Here is an 18,558-nt window from a genome sequence, read left to right on the forward strand (position 1 = left end):
AATTTGCAACTTCGCTAATAAACTTTATTCGCATTAATCGCAATTCATTAATATCATAATCTCCGTCAAATTCTTTGAGTGCATCTTCTATATCATCAGATTCGGATTCCATAAAATAATCATGAATTTCTTCTTGCTGGTCGTCGTCTAGCATTTCATCAATCCAATATTTTATGTTTAGTTTGGTTCCAGAATTTACAATTTGCTCCATTTCTTTGAGCAAAGTATTCATATCCAAACCTTTTGCTTTGGCAATATCTTTAAGCGATAATTTTCTGTCAATATTCTGGATAATGTACAGTTTATTTACTGAATTTGCTCCAGTAGATTTGACAACCAAATCGTCTGGACGCATCACTTCGTTATCTTCTACATAACGAGAAATGAGTTCTATAAAGTCTTTTCCGTATTTCTTAGCTTTCCCTTCTCCTACTCCGTGAACATTGCTTAATTCGTCTAAAGTAATAGGATATTTAAGCGCCATATCCTCGAGCGATGGATCTTGGAACACTACAAACGGAGGAACTCCTAATTTTTTAGCTACTTTTTTACGCAAATCACGCAACATAGACATCAAAGCTTCATCGGCAGTTCCTGACACTTTTGATGCTGAAACAATTGCTTCGTCTTCGGTTTCGCTATATTCGTGGTCTTCGGACATCATAAATGATTGTGGATTTTTTATAAAATCCAATCCTTTATCTGTAACTTTAATAATACCGTAGGTTTCTATATCTTTTGATAAAAGCCCATCTACTAAAGCTAGTCTTAGTACCGCCATCCAATAACGTTCATCGAATGCTTTTCCGCAGCCAAAAAGTTTTTGAGCATCAGTTTTATGCGCCTTAATCATCGCATTTATTTTTCCCATAAGCGTATATACAATTTCTTTCGATTTGTATATGTGCTTGGTATCTCGAATTACTTCTATCAGTTTTACAACTTGGTCTTTGGCTTCAACCTGTACTTTTGGATTGCGCATATTGTCATCCATATCACCGCCATCACCAGTTTCATTATCAAATTCTTCTCCAAAATAATGCAATAAGAATTTACGCCTTGACATAGATGTTTCGGCATAAGCCACCACTTCTTGAAGCAATGCAAAACCAACTTCTTGTTCAGCAACTGGTTTTCCAGACATAAATTTCTCTAACTTTTCTACATCTTTATAAGAATAATAAGCCAAACAATGACCTTCTCCACCGTCACGACCAGCGCGACCTGTTTCTTGATAATAACTCTCTAATGATTTTGGAATATCATGGTGTATTACAAAACGAACATCGGGCTTGTCTATTCCCATACCAAAAGCAATAGTCGCCACAACTACATCAACATCTTCCATTAAGAACATATCTTGATGTTTGGCTCGTGTTTTTGCATCTAATCCTGCATGATAGGGCACTGCTGAAATTCCGTTTACTTGTAAAACCTGAGCAATTGCCTCTACTTTCTTCCGACTCAAACAATATATAATTCCAGATTTTCCTTTATGTTGTTTGATAAAACGAATAATATCTGATTCTACATTTTTAGTTTTAGTACGTACTTCGTAGTATAAATTTGGTCGATTGAATGATGCTTTAAAAGTATTTGCATCAGACATATCGAGATTTTTTAGAATATCTTCTTGCACTTTTGGCGTAGCAGTCGCTGTTAGCCCAATAATTGGGACATCGCCAAGTAGTTTTATAATATTTTTTAAATTTCTGTATTCTGGTCTAAAATCATGTCCCCATTCTGAAATACAATGTGCTTCATCAATAGCTACAAATGAAATTTTTTCTTTTTGAAGAAAAGCGACATATTCATCTTTTGTTAAAGATTCTGGAGCAACATATAATAATTTGGTTAAACCAGATGAAATATCTTTTTTAACTTGAGTAATTTCAGTTTTTGTTAAAGAAGAATTTAACACGTGTGCGATTCCTGCTTCCGAAGATAAACTTCGTATCGCATCGACTTGATTTTTCATCAATGCAATAAGTGGCGAAACTACTATTGCAGTTCCTTCTTGCATCAATGCAGGTAATTGATAACATAAAGATTTACCGCCACCAGTAGGCATAATTACAAACGAATTGCGCTTGCCTACGATGCTTTTTATGACTTGTTCTTGTAAACCCTTAAATTGGTTAAAACCAAAATATTTTTTTAATTCCTTGTGAATATCAATTTCGTGTGAATTCATCCTTTAGTAATAGTATTTTTATATAAATTTGCGGGAACATAAAGATACAAATTTCTTTTACATACACAAATTTAAAAATTTTCTGTTTTGATATCTAAAGAAAACATATTGGCTTCTGCCAAAAAAACGATGTTGTCCGAAAGCCAATCAATTGCTAAACTAGTTGATTATCTTACTGATGATTTCATAAAAACTGTCGAAATAATTTATCAATCTAAAGGCAGATTGATTGTTACAGGAATAGGGAAAAGTGCCATTATTGCTCAAAAAATGGTGGCCACTTACAATTCGACTGGAACACCAAGTATGTTTTTACATGCTGCCGAAGCCATTCATGGAGATTTGGGTATGGTTCAGCCAAACGATGTGATTATTTGCATTTCAAAAAGTGGAAATAGTCCTGAAATAAAAGTTTTAGTTCCAATTTTAAAACGTTTTGGCAATACCTTAATTGCAATTACTGGAAACATGACTTCCTTTTTGGCTAAAGAATCCGATTGTGTTTTAAATACTACTGTCGATGCCGAATCTTGTCCTATAAACCTTGCACCTACTAATAGTACTACTGCACAATTGGTTATGGGAGACGCCATTGGTGTTTGTTTAATGGAAATGCGCAATTTCAAAAGTGAGGATTTTGCAAAATACCATCCAGGTGGTGCTTTGGGTAAAAAATTATTACTACGTGTAAGTGATATGCTCGATATGAGTCACAAACCAATGGTTTCTCCCGATTCGTCTATTAAAAATGTGATTTTTGAAATTTCAGAAAAACGTTTGGGAGTAACTGCGATTGTAGAAGATGAAAAAGTAATCGGAATTATTACCGACGGAGATATTCGACGAATGCTAAACAATAACGATACGTTTTCGCATCTTACAGCTAAAGATATTATGACTAAAAATCCGAAAACAATACAATACTCAGCTATGGTTGTTGATGCTTTTAATATTTTAGAAGATTTTGCCATCACACAATTGGTTGTAGAAAACGAAGGTAAATATGCAGGCATTTTGCATTTACACGATATTTTAAAAGAAGGAATAGTATAATGGCAAAGAAAAATTTAAGCGAAATGTCATTTCTTGACCATCTTGAAGAATTAAGATGGTTATTAGTGCGAAGTACAATTGCTGTAATAATTATGGCTTTTCTTACTTATTTTATAAGTGATTACTTGTTTGATACCATCATCTTCGGACCAACGAGAGCCACTTTTTTTACCTATCGATTTTTTTGTGATCTATCTCATTATGTAGGTTTTGCGGATAGCATTTGTATTACCGAATTACCATTTATTATTCAAAACACAGAAATGGAAGGTCAGGTAAATATGTTTGTTTGGATGTGTCTTTTGGCTGGTTTTATTTTAAGCTTTCCTTATATATTATGGCAAATATGGAAGTTTATTAGTCCTGCATTGTATGAAAAAGAAAGAAAAAATGCGAAATTATTTATATTTGTATCTTCCTTATTATTTTTCTTAGGGGTTCTTTTTGGATATTTTGTAGTTATTCCAATGTCAGTCAATTTCGTAGCCACATTTAGCGTGAGTACTATTGTAAAAAATCAATTTACTCTAGATTCTTATATAGGAATGGTAAAAACTTCTGTTTTAGCTAGTGGATTATTTTTTGAACTACCAATAATTATTTATTTCTTAACAAAATTAGGGTTAGTTTCTCCTACTTTTTTAAGAACATACCGAAAATATGCCATCATAATTGTGCTTATCGTAGCCGCTATTGTTACGCCACCAGATGTAGTGAGCCAAACAATTGTAGCCATACCGATGTTAATAATTTTTGAAATAAGTGTCATCATATCATCAATAGTTTATAAAAGAAAGCAAAAAAATGAGCAACTTAGTAACTGAATTTAATGATTACCGTTCTAAAATGAACGAAAAATTATTAGCCGACAATAATAAAGTCATCAAAAGGATTTTTAACCTTGACACCAATACTTACGCTGAAGGCGCACTCGACGTTCGTACTAAAGAGCTTTTAGGATTGGTAGCTTCAGCAGTATTGCGTTGCGATGATTGCATAAAATACCATTTAGAAACAGCCTACAAACTAGGTGTTACTAAAGAAGAAATGATGGAAACCATGAGTGTTGCCACTTTAGTTGGCGGAACCATAGTAATTCCTCATTTACGCCGTGCTTACGAATTTTGGGAAGCATTAGAAGAAAACGTCTAAATAATTGTTAATAGGTTTATTTGTTGATTCGTTTAATCGTTTATTTGTACGATTAGACATTTTACCGATTAAACGATTAAACGAAACAAAATGATATTAAGAGCAGAAAACTTAGTAAAAACCTATAAAGGAAGAAGTGTTGTAAAAGGTATTTCAGTCGAAGTAAATCAAGGAGAAATTGTAGGTTTATTAGGTCCGAATGGAGCTGGAAAAACTACTTCTTTTTATATGATTGTAGGTTTAGTAAAACCAAATTCTGGGAATATTTATCTAGATGATATGAATATTACCGATTTTCCGATGTACAAACGAGCACAAAATGGTATTGGATATTTGGCACAAGAAGCTTCTGTTTTTAGAAAACTGAGTATAGAAGATAATATTTTGAGTGTTTTGCAACTCACAAAATTATCTAAAGCAGCGCAAGAAGCTAAAATGGAATCTTTAATAGATGAATTTAGCTTGCAACACATTCGCACCAATCGTGGTGATTTATTATCTGGTGGAGAGCGTCGTCGTACCGAAATTGCACGTTGTTTAGCGACTGATCCTAAATTTATTTTGTTAGATGAACCTTTCGCAGGAGTAGATCCCGTTGCTGTAGAAGATATTCAGAGAATTGTAGCCCAACTTAAAAACAAGAATATCGGAATTTTAATTACCGACCATAACGTACAAGAAACACTAGCCATTACTGATAAAACGTACCTTATGTTCGAAGGAGGAATCCTAAAAGCCGGAGTTCCAGAAGAATTAGTAGAGGACGAAATGGTTCGAAGAGTTTATTTAGGTCAGAACTTTGAATTAAGAAGAAAGAAATTGGAGTTTTAATGAATAATTTAGAATTTAAAACAACAATTAAAAGAAGTTTTTTAGACAATTGTAAAAGAGAACTTATTATTAATTCAGGTTATATTCAATTTGAAGATAAGGATTTAGTAACTGATTATTTTACAAAATTTCACAACTCTGAAATTACAGATTATAGATATGGTGTAAAATGGATTCGTGGTGCTAAGTTTATCATTGGTCGTGATTATCAAATTTTTATTAGGAATCAAGAAAATAAAATTATTAAAATTAATTTTAAAAGTTTTTATGGAATTAATAAAAACTTACATTTCAAAAATTATTCAGATATTTTAAACTCTTTATGGAATTTTCATTTCGATAAAATAGCAACAGACTTTATTGAAAAGTTTCAAAATAAAGTACAATTTTCAATTGGCAATGTTCATTTCTCAGATGAAAATATAATAATTGAAACAAATTCTATCTTAAAAAAGAAACAAAATATTATTTTTTGGAAAGATGTACGAACAAAAGACTACAGAACCTATTTTGCAATATATTCTCAAGAAAACCCTTCAAATATAAATCAATGTTATAATTATAAAGATGATTGGAATACCGCAATTCTATATACTGTGATTAGAACTATTCTAAAAAACAAAGAAATCGAAACCTATTGATTTATTTTATCAATAACTCTTTCAAATCTATCGAAGTTCCGTTATAAATATTTACATCTACACGACCTTTTATTCCGTTTACTTTTCCGTTTTCGGTTACTTGCCAAATAGACCAATCGGAATCAATTTCAGTATAAAAAGCAGTATAATTTGCAATCCAGAAAGGATAATCTGAAAAATCTTCTTTTAGAAAATCGTTGTAATAACTCTCACTGCTATAAATAATTGGTTTTACGCCATAATGTTTTTCAACCACGTCGAGCCAACGCTGCAAACCAACTTTTAGCCTTTCGATAGATTGTTCTTTGGGCAATTTTTCAATATCCAACACAGGCGGAAAATCGCCTTTATGTAATCTTACATTTTTAATAAAATTATTAGCTTGTGCAATCGAATTTTCATTAGGACGATAATAATGATAAGCGCCACAAATAAGCTTACTTTCTTTGGCTTTTTTCCAATATTTTTTAAACTTATAATCTAATCTATCGTTGCCAACAGTAGCTCGAACAAAAACAAATTCGATAGGATAACCGCCTTCTATTTCTTTAGGACTATCCCAATCTATTTTGTCTTGGTATTCGGAAATATCAATTCCAAAGGATTTTTCGATATGGGCATCTAAAACTTTATCGAGTGGAGCAATTCTGGTTTCTACAATAATTTTATCGGTTTTAAAACCTAAATAATAGGCCAAAACATTCCGCTGGCTATATAAAATTAGTAACACGAATGCAGTAAAAATGTATCCGTAAAAGGCATTGCTTCTAATGAATGATTTTTGTTTTTTAGACTTAACTGATTTTCGTACAGCCATTAATCTATTATTTTTTATTAATCATGTTATTTACAACCGAAAGCAAAACATAAAAAATAATAATCATAGGAATCCCTAAATATCTAAATATAAGTAAAAACAATACCGAAGATGCCAAAAACAAAATTTGTAATGCATTTTTCTTGAACGTAAAATCTTTTACTTTCAATGAAAACAAAGGGATTTCGGCATTCATTATATAAGCACTAACGATAGAAATTGTGATAAGAACCGCATGATTTTGAAGCGCATTGGTAATAAACTCTATGTTTGAATTCAATAAAATTAAAGGCAAACTCAATATAAACAAAGCATTTGCGGGAGTTGGCAATCCTATAAACGAATCTGTTTGACGCGTATCTATATTAAAATTTGCCAAGCGATAACAAGCGCCAAGAGTGATTATAAATCCTAAAAAAGGCAAAATCATTGCCCAACTATCCCAAGATGAAACACTAATTATTCTTTCTTCTCCAAACGATTTTAACAACATTTGAAACATAATAACACCAGGCACAATACCACTTGTTATCATATCTGCTAACGAATCCAATTGCAATCCCAATGGACTGGAAACCTTAAACAATCGTGCAAAAAAACCATCAAAAAAATCGAAGAAAATGCCCAAACAAACAAAATAAAATGCCAATAAAAATTCTTGTTGAAAAGCAAAAACCAAAGCGATACAACCGCAAAAAAGGTTTAATAAAGTAATAATATTGGGAATATGTTTTTTGATATTCATTTTAAATTAATTTAATTATCGATTCCGCAAATTTAGCACAATAAGTTTATACATCGATGCGTTTATTATATCAGATTTTTATTTAATCTTTGTACAAATTAATTTTCCTTGAAAAAACTTATACTTTTTATATTTTTAATCACATTTGGCTTTACAGAAGCGCAAACGATTCGCAAATATTCGAACGAATTTATGAATATTGGTGTCGATGCGCGTGCTTTTGGTATGGCAAATGCTATGGTAGCGCATACTAAAGATGTAAATTCTGGTTACTGGAATCCTACAGGTTTGCTAAAAATAGAAGACAGTGAAGCATCACTCATGCATGCCAATTATTTTGCCAATATTGCACAATATGATTATGCCGCTTACGCTAAAAAAATAGATGACCGCAGTGCTTGGGGCGCATCAATCATACGTTTTGGAGTTGATGATATTTTAAATACAACTGAACTTATAGATGCTAGCGGAAATATAGATTATAATAGAATCAGCTTGTTTTCGACTGCAGATTATGGTTTTACATTTTCTTACGCCCGAAAATTACCAGTACAAGGATTTCAATATGGTGTAAATGCAAAGGTAATTCGCAGAATTATTGGAAATTTTGCTAGTTCATGGGGATTTGGGTTTGATGTAGGTTTACAATTCGAGAAAAACGATTGGCAATTAGGATTAATGATTCGTGATGTTACGACTACTTATAATATTTGGAATATTAATGAAAAAGAGTTTCAAAAAATAAAAGACGCGCAAACTCTAAATCCGTTACAAAATCAAGATTTACCAGAAAGTAGTGAGATTACTTTACCTAAAGTACAGTTTGGAGTTGCTAGAAAATATGAGTTTCACAATGAAACAAGTTTATTAGCTTCGGCAAATTTGAATATGCAATTTCAACAAACAAATGATATAATTTCGACTAGTTTTGCGAGTATCGATCCTGCTTTGGGATTTGAATATGGTTATAACAATTTGGCTTTTCTTAGAGCTGGTTTTGGAAATTTTCAGAAGATACAACAAATAGACGGAAGCAATAAAGTAGGATTTCAGCCTAATCTTGGTGTAGGATTTCAGTATAAAGGAATTGCTATCGATTATGCATTAACCGATTTAGGGAATCAAAGTGCCGCTTTATATTCGAATGTATTTTCGTTAAGAGTTGATTTAAGTATATTTAGATAAAACGTTCCAATGACAAAAAAAATACTTTCTCTATTATTTTTTATACAATTTTTGATAAGTTACGCTCAACAATCACCTATTTCAGAAAGTACAAAAATTAGTATTATTACTATAGGCCTTGGTGATGAAGTACATTCTTTATACGGACATACTGCATTGAGAATTCAAGATTACAAAACAAACATGGACTTAGTTTATAACTACGGAATGTTCGATTTTAGTACTGAGAATTTTGTAGCAAAATTCGCAAAAGGTGATTTACAATACTATGCTGCAGCTTATCCTTATGTAGATTTTGAGTATAGTTACAGGGAAGATAATCGTTCTATTTATGAGCAAGTTTTAAACTTATCTATACTAGAAAAACAAAATTTATTTGACAAATTAAATACTTCACTTTTACCAGAAAACACCTTTTACACTTATAAATTTATTGACCGGAATTGCACTACAAAAGTCATTGATATTGTAAATGAAGTACTGGAAAATAAACCAATTATTAAGAAAAATACTAATACTTCAACTTACAGAGAAGTTTTGTTTCCTTATGCCAGTAATCATTTTTATGAGCAATTGGGCATTAATATAATTTTTGGACAAAAAGTAGACAATCAAGCCACTACTATTTTCCTTCCTTTAGATTTATATGATAATTTACAAACTATTTCGTACAAAAACAAACCTTTAGTTTCTGAAACAAATATTGTTTTTGAAGCCAATAGAGCTACTCCCGTTTCTTACTTGGATAGCATTTATTCTCTAATAGCTATTTTATTATTATTTGTAATTTTAAACAAAAAAGCAACTTATATTATTTATTTTAGTTTTCTAGGATTAATAGGCTTATTGTTTTCTTTTATGAGTATATACTCTTTTCATAAAGAATTATTCTGGAATTATAACATCTTGTTATTTAATCCTTTATTCTTACTTCTTGTGTTTTTTATTATAAAAAACAATACAAAATGGATTAAAAAATTGAGTTTAATAAGTTTATTATTTATAGGGATTTATTGTTTGTGTATGATAGGGAAAATTCATTTTATAATTGTTTTACCTATTGTGGTTGCAACGTCTATTATACTTTTTCGATTCGTTTTAAAAAAGCAAAATTAATTATTGCCCTTTATAAAAAAGCACTGTACTTATTGTTTTTACAATAATATTTAAATCAAGAAAAACACTTCTGTGCTTAATATAATACAAATCATACTGCAATTTTATTAAACTATCTTCAATAGTTTCTCCGTAAGAATAATTTACTTGTGCCCAACCAGTAAGACCTGGTTTTATAACATGGCGGGTTTCGTAAAACGGCATAATTTGGGCAATTTCTTTTACAAAAATGGGTCTTTCAGGTCTTGGCCCTATAACAGACATCTCTCCTTTTAGAACATTTATAAACTGTGGTACCTCATCTAGTCTAGATTTTCTTAAAAATTTACCAAAAGGAGTTATTCTAATATCATTTGCTGTTGCAAAAACAGCTCCAGTTGTTTCAGCATTTATAATCATAGATCGAAGTTTATAAATTTTGAATATTTTTCCGTTTTTACCTACTCTTTCTTGAGTATAAAATACAGCACCTTTATTACCTATTGCATTTCCCAATATAACAATAGGAAAAACAAGTAAGCCGAAAAAAAGCCCCAATATTGAAAAAATAATTTCAAAAAATCGAATTAATATAAGATATAATTGATTATGGTTACTCCTAGAAAATGGAAAATATTTATAAAAATCTCGGGCAACATACTGAACTGGTATTCGTTGCGTAATACTCTCATAAACCTGTGTGTATTCTCGGATTACAAGACCATTCTCTAGAAGTTTAATTAGTTTATTAAACAACTGAACCGTAATACCTTCTGCTTTTTGTGAAGCAATAACAATTTCTGATATACTTTTTTCTATAATGAATTTTTCAATATTTTTTAATTCAATATGCCTTACAAAATTATATTCAAACTTATCTAAATTTTGAGTATCCGAATTTATATATCCTTCTATTTTATAATGAGGATCTACACTTTGCAATCCTCTTATTAACTCTTCTAATTCTTCTTTATCACAAATTATAATTACTTTTTTACCAAATCTTGTAGATGCAAAAAATTTAACATAAATCATTCTCCAAAAGAATAATGATAATAATATTGAAACATAAAAAAGTAATATTTGGAATCTATTTTCTGGAAGTGCTGGTGTAATGTATGGTGTAAACAAATAAAACAAAACAGTAATTGAACTTACCAGAACTATACTTTTTGTAATTTGAAATTGATCACTTGCCACCTGCAAATTATACATTTCAAAAACAGATCCGAAAAACAGAATATAAACAGCTAAGATTAGTGTCCAATAAAAATTAGTTTCTGAAATTTGAAAATAATAAAAATTAAAAATTATCCCTAATAAATATAAGATTCCTAAAACAAAAACTACATCAAAAACTCTAAGTAGAATTTTTCTCTCAGACATTTCGAAGTGTATTTTAAATTGGGAGATCATAATAAGTAGGTATATTATTTACAAATATCTAAAAATATTTCTATTCTTCATTTGATTTATCTTCTTCAATTATAATTTTTTGATTTTCTATACTATAAATATGCAGTAATGAAAGTGCATATACAAATGCTGGAGCAGCAAGTCGCATTGCCGCATGATTTATCGTTAATAACCAAAACGTGAAAAGTGCTAATAAATATATATGTTGTCTATTATTTATATATAACGCTATAGGTGTCAAACCTAAGATGAGTAATGCTAAAACACCAAACGAACCATGTTCTGCAAGCATTCTTGATATTTCATTGTGTGTTGCCCCAACAATTTCTTTTGATTCTTCTTGCCGATTTTCCTTTCCTTTACCTACACCAATACCCATGATTGGGTTTTCTAGAAACATATTAAACTCATTTTCTATAATTACTTCTCGACCTGAAAGTCTACTAGCCTTTACCCTACCAGCTGCATCTTCATTTGCATAACGCTTGTTTATAAGCCCTCCTGTTTCTAAAGTACTATATCCCCAAATTATAGACATCGTAATTATAGAAAAACCTATCATTTTAATTATTTTATATTTAGATTTTGTTTTTACAACATTAAAAAGTATTATAATCAAAAAAATCACCATGACTAAAGCACAAATCATACCCCCTCTTGAGAAAGTCATTAATCCTCTAAAAGTAAAAATTAACAACATGAATACATTAATTATCTTTACCCACTTTTCTTGTGAATAAAATATAACTCTTGTGAAAAGGATAAAAACTCCTAATCCTATAATTGTAGAAACTTGATTCGGACCATAACCTCCAGAAGTAGAAAAATTAGAATCGGTTCCAGTAACTACTTCTTTTACACTTGGTGCATATAAAAACAGAAAAGTAATCGTGCTGATTATAGGTAATAATATACATAATAAAATATTATCTAGCTCCTTTAAAGTTACATTTCGCTGATAACAATACAGGGCTGAGATTCCCAAACATATTGGCCCTGAAATATTAAATGCAATGGCTTTTCTTACGCTTGTATCTAAATTAAGTGTTGACGAACCGAGTATTATTCCCGGAATTAGTATAAGTAGAAAAACCCAATAAGGGAATGAATTTCTCGAGAATCCAGAAAAATAAATCCCCATAATCATATAAGCAATAACTGAATATTTTCCTATTTCATATAAAATATAACCACCTGTCATTCTTAATATTACTTCACTACCAATGGTATAGGCAGCAACATACAACACTTGATTATGATTGTTTTCAGTTTTTAATATCAACAAAAAACTGATTGACAAAATCGCTAATCCGTAAGGTATTGCTAACTTAGATTGTATAAACATCAACACTCCAAGAATAACATGAAGGAAAACAAGACTTATATATAAATTGTTCTTTTTAAACATTATTTGGGTTTGTGGTAATTCTTAGATTTTTTCTTTTAACAGTTCAAAAATACATACAAAATACTAAGAAATAAAAACCAAACGATTTAACTTTTCTAGATAGTTTATAAATGTAAATTTCTGAGCGACTTCTTGTGTCTTATTTGATTGTTCTTTTAGTTCTGAACTATTAGTATAAATAGCTTTATTTAGAATATTAGTATAATTTTCTTTCGAATTCAAATCCCATACAAAACCATTAGTCTCATTAATGTAATGTGGAATAGCTCCTACATTAGATACAATTGGTACAACTCCAAAACAAGCAGCTTCGGCAATCACTTTTGGAAATCCTTCAGAATCTGAAGGAAGCAATAAAAAATGTGATTTTGACAAGACTCTATGTACTTTTTCTTTATCTAAAAACCCATGGTATTGTATTTTCTCTTTTAAAAAATTCGTTTTTTCTTTGTAAAAAGCTGTTTTTTCGCCATCCCCAATAAAATTTACTTTCACTATTTTGTCTAATGGAATACTTTGCAAGGCTTCAATAATTCTATCGACACCTTTGGCCGATTCTAATCTTCCAACAAAAGTAAAAATGAATGGTGAATCAAATTTTTTGTCTTTACTTATTATTTTGCCTTGTTCTAAATCATTAATTGTCAAACAAGGATTTTCAAATGACAAACAATGTTTGGGTTGGTTTTCCCAAAAGCCATTGATGGTAACTTTACAATTTGCCCAATTTTTTTTAAGCCAAGTTCTTTGAATCCTATAAGACAGCGGTGCTTTTTCTTGCTCCCAATTCCCTGCATATTTTATCCAAAGCGTAAATTTTCTATTTATAAAAAAGGAAAATAAAGGTAACAGAAATAATCCCATACTTGTTGGCAATCGCAATTGAACTTCCGAAGCTCCATCTATCGTTCGGATAACTTGACTAATAATTCTTGGTATTTTTGTGAAAATTAAAAATTTATCTATCATTTTTTTTCCTCCAAAAGGCGGAATAGGAACAAATGTGATGTTATTTTTGGAATAAGGTAATGAACTTAAAGGCATTTTAGTATCATACAAACAGGCAACATGATACACTTCCTCCCAATAATCGGCAAGGAAATTGACTTCATTTATAGTCGATCCCCAACCCATTATAATTCCATTTTCATTCGTATAATGTTCAGTATGCGAAATAATTACTAATTTTTTCTTTTTCATTTAACCAATAATTTCCAAATACTTTTTAATAATAATATCCCAATCAAAATGCTTCGACCATTGCTTGGACTCAGTAGAATAATGATTATAATGAGTCATAATTTCATCAAAAGCCAATGCAATTTCTATCGCATCATGTGGATTGACTAATTTTCCTGAATGTCCCTCTTTTATGGCATCAGAAATGCCACTATTTTTTGAACCAATGGCTGGCAAACCTAAGAAATTGGCTTCTAAAACAGCAATACCAAAACCTTCTACATCTCCATTTTTTAAATGATCACTTAACATAAAAAAAACTTTCGATGAAGAAACTACTTGCTTCAAATCATGATTTGACATGGCACCATGAAAGGTAACATTTTCAAGAATATGAAGTGATTTCGCCAAAGCCTCAAACGTATCTTTCTCAGTAGGAATACCAATAATATGATAGTGTATTTCAGGATATTTTTCTTTTAATATCGGTAGCGCATTAATTACATTTTGTTGTCCTTTTCGATACGAAACGTTTCCTACAGTTACGATACTGGGATTTCCTTTTAGTACAAAATGGGGATTATTAGTTTCCATTTCAGGAAAAGCAAAACCGTTATTTATTACTGTAATTTTTAAATTTCGATTGGTTTCTAATGCTAAATTTTTGGTGAACTCAGAAACAGCTACTAAAGAGTCGAACTGAGATAGACTCCATTTTGTAATACGCTTGCTTAGTGTGCCACCAGCATAAATCTCGGAACCATGTAGTACCGCTACACATTTACTTCTAGAAAATAAAAGTTTAACAAAAGCTCCTAACCACAAGGAAAATTTTCCGGAACTAATTACCGTGATTTTCTTGTTAGTATTTACTGTTTCTATAGTTTGAACAATTCTGCTCCAATAGGTAAATAATACAACCGAGTATCTTTTTATTCTTTGTACTTCAAATGGTAATTGATTATCGAAAACCTCATCATCACTAATTTCTTTCGAACGCTGATCGGTAATTACCGTAACCTCCTTTCCTTCATTTTGTAAAGACAAAGCTAGGTGCAAAGCATGATTACCTATTCCACCTGGTAAGGGTGGAAACTCGGAAGAAAGGATTAGAATGTTTTTCAATTGTATTACAGTTGCATTAATGACACCTGAACAAATGTAAAAAAAGCTTCCCGATTAAGAGAAGCTTTTAGTTATTTTAATATTATATTTATTTTTTAATTAATTTATCAGTGATGACTGTACCGTCAAGAGTTTCTATTGATACTGTATAAATACCACTTTTAAAATTAGACACATCTAACTGGAAACTATTTGTTGCTTGTGTTTTTTGATTAAACATTACTCTTCCCTCTAATGAAGTTATCTTAACATTGTTAAATTTTTCATTTGAATAACTAACCTTAAAATAACTATTGGTTGGATTAGGATAGATGTTGATTTTGTTTTTGATTAAGTCAATTTGTTTTTCATCTTCAAGCACAATTGACTCTTCCTCACTTGAACCATCGCTTCCATTTTTATAAACAAACCCGCTACTACATCCTTCAATATAAGCTGAAAATTGAGAACCTAAATCTGCTTCAAATCCAGGATTTAATTCAACAAAATTATCTGCATGATAAACTACTCCATTTTGGAAAACATTATCTCCAAAATTAACAATATTAGTGGCTCTAATCCAATTAGACGCTTCTCTATGTTTTATAGTTATAGGAAATGATATATTACTTACATTGTTTACTGGATTAGACAATGTTAATGTAGGCAGACAACAAGGAACAATCACAACCGTTACGAGCGTTGTTGCACTATAACAATTAATAGACGAATTATAAAAAGACGCATAATAAGTTCCTGCTCCGACTGAATTTGGATTAACAATTATATTACCAGAATTTGCTATAGGTCCTGAATGCCATGATAAAACAGTATTGCAACTAGGTAAATTACTAGCAGTTATAGAATTCAGATTTACAGTAGTATTTGGACAAATATTATTAAGTAAAATATCACTTAATATAGGTGGAACAATACTGCAATTATATGGTGTTAATATAAAATTACAAGGATTCCCTTGTACCCACCCTGATTCACCTCCAATATTAAACAAAGTAATTGATGTAAATGGGCAGGTTGAACTTACTGTGACACTAACATCTCCATAATTATTTAGGGTTGGCCCTCCTAAATTACATGTTAAAACATCACCAGCAATTGCAGCTCCACATGAGTTAGCTAAAGTTAAAACACCTCCTCCATTTATGTTTATTTGCCCGATGTCAGTACCAAAACCATTAGCATCAGGTCCGTTTACAGCAGAATAGGTAATTCTAGCACTCGTAAGTGGTAGATTGAAAGTATAAGTAACAAATCCATCAGGAAATATATCCGTCCATAAACCAACATTCCCTATATATCTAGCATTCGGCAAACAAAAAGTTCTAGTAGTTGGAAATTGATACATTTCACCTCCAATTGAACCAGTTGTTGTTATTGATACTCCATTATTATTTAAGCAATCTAATTTTTGAGTTCCTGAAACAATACTAAAATTAGATGTTTCTCCAACAGAATTTATTTTCTGACCATAGCTAATGGTAAATAATAACGATATTAATATAGTATATATATATAAATTTTTCATTTTATCTTATTTTAAAAATTAAATGATTACTTATTTTTATTTACTAAAGCTTTAACTAAGACTTTCAGTTCTTCAATTTCTTTATCTTGATTTTCAATTTTTTTATTTTGCTCGATAGCATATAAAGTCAATTCTTCAATTTTTTGCATTTGTGTTGCTTGCATTTCGCCTAAATCTAATCCTTCTTTTACTAAGTTTTCAGCTGAAGAAACACCTGGTAAATGCTTATTAGATTTTACAAAACTTTCTACTTCAGTTAATGGCATTAATTTATAATCGTTTGTAAAAACATAATCTGCCCAGTTTGCAGTAGATCTTAAAGCAACTTTTACTTTTTCGGTTAAAACACCGCCTTCCACATTCAATCTGTAATCTCCAGTTGTGGTTGGAAAGTTAGCAGTAGTAAACGCTGTTGTATTTCCAATATAAACTCTACCACCTGTTGTTGAAGTATTTCCAGTAGTATTGAAAATTAAATTATTATTACCCATAGTGACTACTCTATTTGCCAACAATGTTCCATTAGCAGTATAAATATTATCGCTTATACCATTACCCGTTGCAGTAGAGTTAATAATATAAGGAGTAGCTATTGTTCCATTTCCTGAAACAGTTACGTTTGTTCCTGCTTGAATTTTGGTTTCAGAACCATCAACATAAACTGTACCTCCTCCATTAGAAAGGGTAATTGCTGTACCAGTTGTTTGAGCTGGAGTTTCTGTTAAAGTTTGCAACTCATTTGTAACACTTCCATCTACTTCAGTAAAAGTTGGCAAAGCCACTGGTGTACTTGCAACTCCATTTATAGTAGTGGTTAGTTGTCCAGTTGTAATTGTGTTTGCAACTGAGTTTACAATTGGTGCAGTAGCGACAAGTCCATTAACATTGCTTGTCATTGTATTTACAGCTGAAGTTAAAACATTTGAAGTAACTCCCCCTGAACCTGTTCCTCCTTGTTTGTCATCTACTAAAATAACATCTCCAGTAGCATTTACAGACAAGACTTTATTAGTTGCATTGGTAATTGAAGCACTTGTGTTAGGAAGACCCACTAAACGAAGCCCTGACACTGATGGGCTACCTGCTAGAGCTTTAATCTCCAACGTATTTTTAGGAATTACATTATTACCTAAACCAATTCCAGTAAAACCGTTAGAATGTATATAAAGTCTTTGCGAGCTATCTCCATCTGCTAATATAATTGTTCTAGACGTATCATTTCCTGCAGAAGTAGCTGTAGCAGCTGTTGCGGAAGGAACAACTACGCTTCCCAAAAAAGTATTATAAGAACCTGTCGTTATTCCTTTACCTGAAGAAGGTCCAAAAAAAGAATTAGCAATGCTAGATACAGAATCCCCTCCACTATAAAATCCAACAAAAGTATTACGTGTTCCAGTACTTAATATTTTTGCACTTTCATTTCCTATAAGAATATTATAATTTCCAGTATCAAGTAAATTACCTGCTCCAATACCTACATTCCCATTACCTGTTGCTTTTAACAAGGCACTATCACCAATAGCGGTATTATTACTTCCTGTAATTCCATCTCTCATCGCATTTATACCAACAGCTGTATTGCCTGTACCATTTGTATTTGAGTACAATGTCCTAAAGCCAATTGCAGTATTATAGGAAGATAAACTGTTAAATAAAGATTGATAACCCAAAGCCGTATTCTGGTTTCCTATAATAGCCTTTGTATTAGATTGATAACCGATTGCAGTATTTCCTGCTCCACTTGTATTTGAAGCAAGAGCATAAGTTCCAAATGCAGAATTAAATCCCCCTCCATTTGCTAAATTAGAATGAAGTGCATTTACACCAAAAGCTGTACTACCAGCATGATCAAATTGCATGGAATCATATCCAAAAGATGTAATGCCAGCACTTAATAAACCAGAAAAAACATTATTTTGTTTAAACACTACAGGCTCTGTATTTGATGTTCCAAGATAACTTCCTGAACTAATAGTGTTTGTGACTTCCGTAACTTGCGCCTGTATTTTTACTGCTAGGCAAATCATGCCTAAAATAATAAGATTTTTCTTCATAATTTATTTTTTTTTTTGCAAAGATAACAAAAAAAAAGTTTTTCTAAAAAAACTACAAATATCTATTGTTTTTAGGTTTTGCAGGATTTGTTTTAACTCTAATTAAACATAAATTTTAACAATTAGGGATTATATATT

16 protein-coding genes are annotated in these 18,558 nt (G+C 31.0%); 7 read left to right on the forward strand and 9 right to left on the reverse strand.

What is annotated here, in order from left to right; all coding sequences use genetic code 11:
- On the reverse strand, positions 1–2,194 hold a 2,194-nt coding region (gene recQ / locus ABI549_RS05105), incomplete at its 3' end, for a DNA helicase RecQ (RefSeq protein ID WP_348075377.1).
- 87 nt (positions 2,195–2,281) lie between these two features.
- Between recQ and ABI549_RS05110 the strand changes: the two genes are divergently transcribed.
- The 5 genes from ABI549_RS05110 to ABI549_RS05130 all read left to right on the forward strand — a co-directional run bounded on the left by ABI549_RS05110 (position 2,282) and on the right by ABI549_RS05130 (position 5,871).
- Complete coding sequence (locus ABI549_RS05110; protein WP_348075378.1) at positions 2,282–3,247, forward strand: KpsF/GutQ family sugar-phosphate isomerase; 966 nt, start codon at positions 2,282–2,284, stop codon at positions 3,245–3,247.
- Positions 3,247–4,071, forward strand: a complete 825-nt coding sequence (tatC, locus tag ABI549_RS05115) for a twin-arginine translocase subunit TatC (RefSeq protein ID WP_348075379.1) — start codon at positions 3,247–3,249, stop codon at positions 4,069–4,071. Before ABI549_RS05110 ends, tatC begins: the two co-directional genes overlap by 1 nt.
- On the forward strand, positions 4,052–4,399 hold the full coding sequence (locus ABI549_RS05120) for a carboxymuconolactone decarboxylase family protein (RefSeq protein WP_348075380.1): 348 nt from the start codon (positions 4,052–4,054) through the stop codon (positions 4,397–4,399). The genes tatC and ABI549_RS05120 overlap by 20 nt, the downstream gene beginning before the upstream one ends.
- Positions 4,400–4,489: 90 nt before the next feature.
- Positions 4,490–5,230 carry an LPS export ABC transporter ATP-binding protein gene (lptB, locus tag ABI549_RS05125; protein ID WP_348075381.1) on the forward strand — a complete coding sequence of 247 codons (741 nt, stop codon included), beginning with the start codon at positions 4,490–4,492 and terminating at the stop codon, positions 5,228–5,230.
- Positions 5,230–5,871 (forward strand): hypothetical protein, encoded by a 642-nt coding sequence (locus tag ABI549_RS05130; RefSeq protein ID WP_348075382.1) that lies wholly within the window; start codon positions 5,230–5,232, stop codon positions 5,869–5,871. The genes lptB and ABI549_RS05130 overlap by 1 nt, the downstream gene beginning before the upstream one ends.
- A gap of 1 nt (position 5,872) precedes the next feature.
- Here the strand turns inward: ABI549_RS05130 and ABI549_RS05135 are convergent, their stop codons facing one another.
- A complete protein-coding gene (locus ABI549_RS05135; protein ID WP_348075383.1) occupies positions 5,873–6,688 on the reverse strand; it encodes a glycoside hydrolase family 25 protein in 816 nt (271 codons plus the stop codon).
- 7 nt (positions 6,689–6,695) lie between these two features.
- A complete protein-coding gene (locus ABI549_RS05140; protein WP_348075384.1) occupies positions 6,696–7,433 on the reverse strand; it encodes a CDP-alcohol phosphatidyltransferase family protein in 738 nt (245 codons plus the stop codon).
- 192 nt (positions 7,434–7,625) lie between these two features.
- Here ABI549_RS05140 and ABI549_RS05145 point away from each other — a divergent pair, with 192 nt between their 5' ends.
- Complete coding sequence (locus tag ABI549_RS05145; protein WP_348075412.1) at positions 7,626–8,618, forward strand: PorV/PorQ family protein; 993 nt, start codon at positions 7,626–7,628, stop codon at positions 8,616–8,618.
- A gap of 9 nt (positions 8,619–8,627) precedes the next feature.
- Complete coding sequence (locus tag ABI549_RS05150; RefSeq protein WP_348075385.1) at positions 8,628–9,734, forward strand: DUF4105 domain-containing protein; 1,107 nt, start codon at positions 8,628–8,630, stop codon at positions 9,732–9,734.
- On the opposite strand, the gene ABI549_RS05155 is transcribed toward ABI549_RS05150, so the two are convergent.
- From ABI549_RS05155 to ABI549_RS05180, 6 genes are all read right to left on the reverse strand, one after another.
- Positions 9,735–11,129, reverse strand: coding sequence for a sugar transferase (locus ABI549_RS05155; protein ID WP_348075386.1), 1,395 nt, complete (start codon positions 11,127–11,129; stop codon positions 9,735–9,737).
- Between the two features lie 40 nt (positions 11,130–11,169).
- Positions 11,170–12,537 carry an O-antigen ligase family protein gene (locus tag ABI549_RS05160; protein ID WP_348075387.1) on the reverse strand — a complete coding sequence of 456 codons (1,368 nt, stop codon included), beginning with the start codon at positions 12,535–12,537 and terminating at the stop codon, positions 11,170–11,172.
- A gap of 63 nt (positions 12,538–12,600) precedes the next feature.
- Positions 12,601–13,737 (reverse strand): glycosyltransferase, encoded by a 1,137-nt coding sequence (locus ABI549_RS05165; protein ID WP_348075388.1) that lies wholly within the window; start codon positions 13,735–13,737, stop codon positions 12,601–12,603.
- Positions 13,738–14,841, reverse strand: a complete 1,104-nt coding sequence (locus ABI549_RS05170) for a glycosyltransferase family 4 protein (protein ID WP_348075389.1) — start codon at positions 14,839–14,841, stop codon at positions 13,738–13,740.
- Between the two features lie 88 nt (positions 14,842–14,929).
- Positions 14,930–16,366, reverse strand: coding sequence for a T9SS type A sorting domain-containing protein (locus ABI549_RS05175; protein WP_348075390.1), 1,437 nt, complete (start codon positions 16,364–16,366; stop codon positions 14,930–14,932).
- A 26-nt stretch (positions 16,367–16,392) separates the two neighbouring features.
- Positions 16,393–18,420, reverse strand: coding sequence for a hypothetical protein (locus ABI549_RS05180; RefSeq protein ID WP_348075391.1), 2,028 nt, complete (start codon positions 18,418–18,420; stop codon positions 16,393–16,395).
- Between the last annotated feature and the right edge of the window lie 138 nt (positions 18,421–18,558).

Source organism: Flavobacterium sp., from assembly GCF_039932285.1.
Taxonomy (GTDB): Bacteria; Bacteroidota; Bacteroidia; order Flavobacteriales; family Flavobacteriaceae; genus Flavobacterium.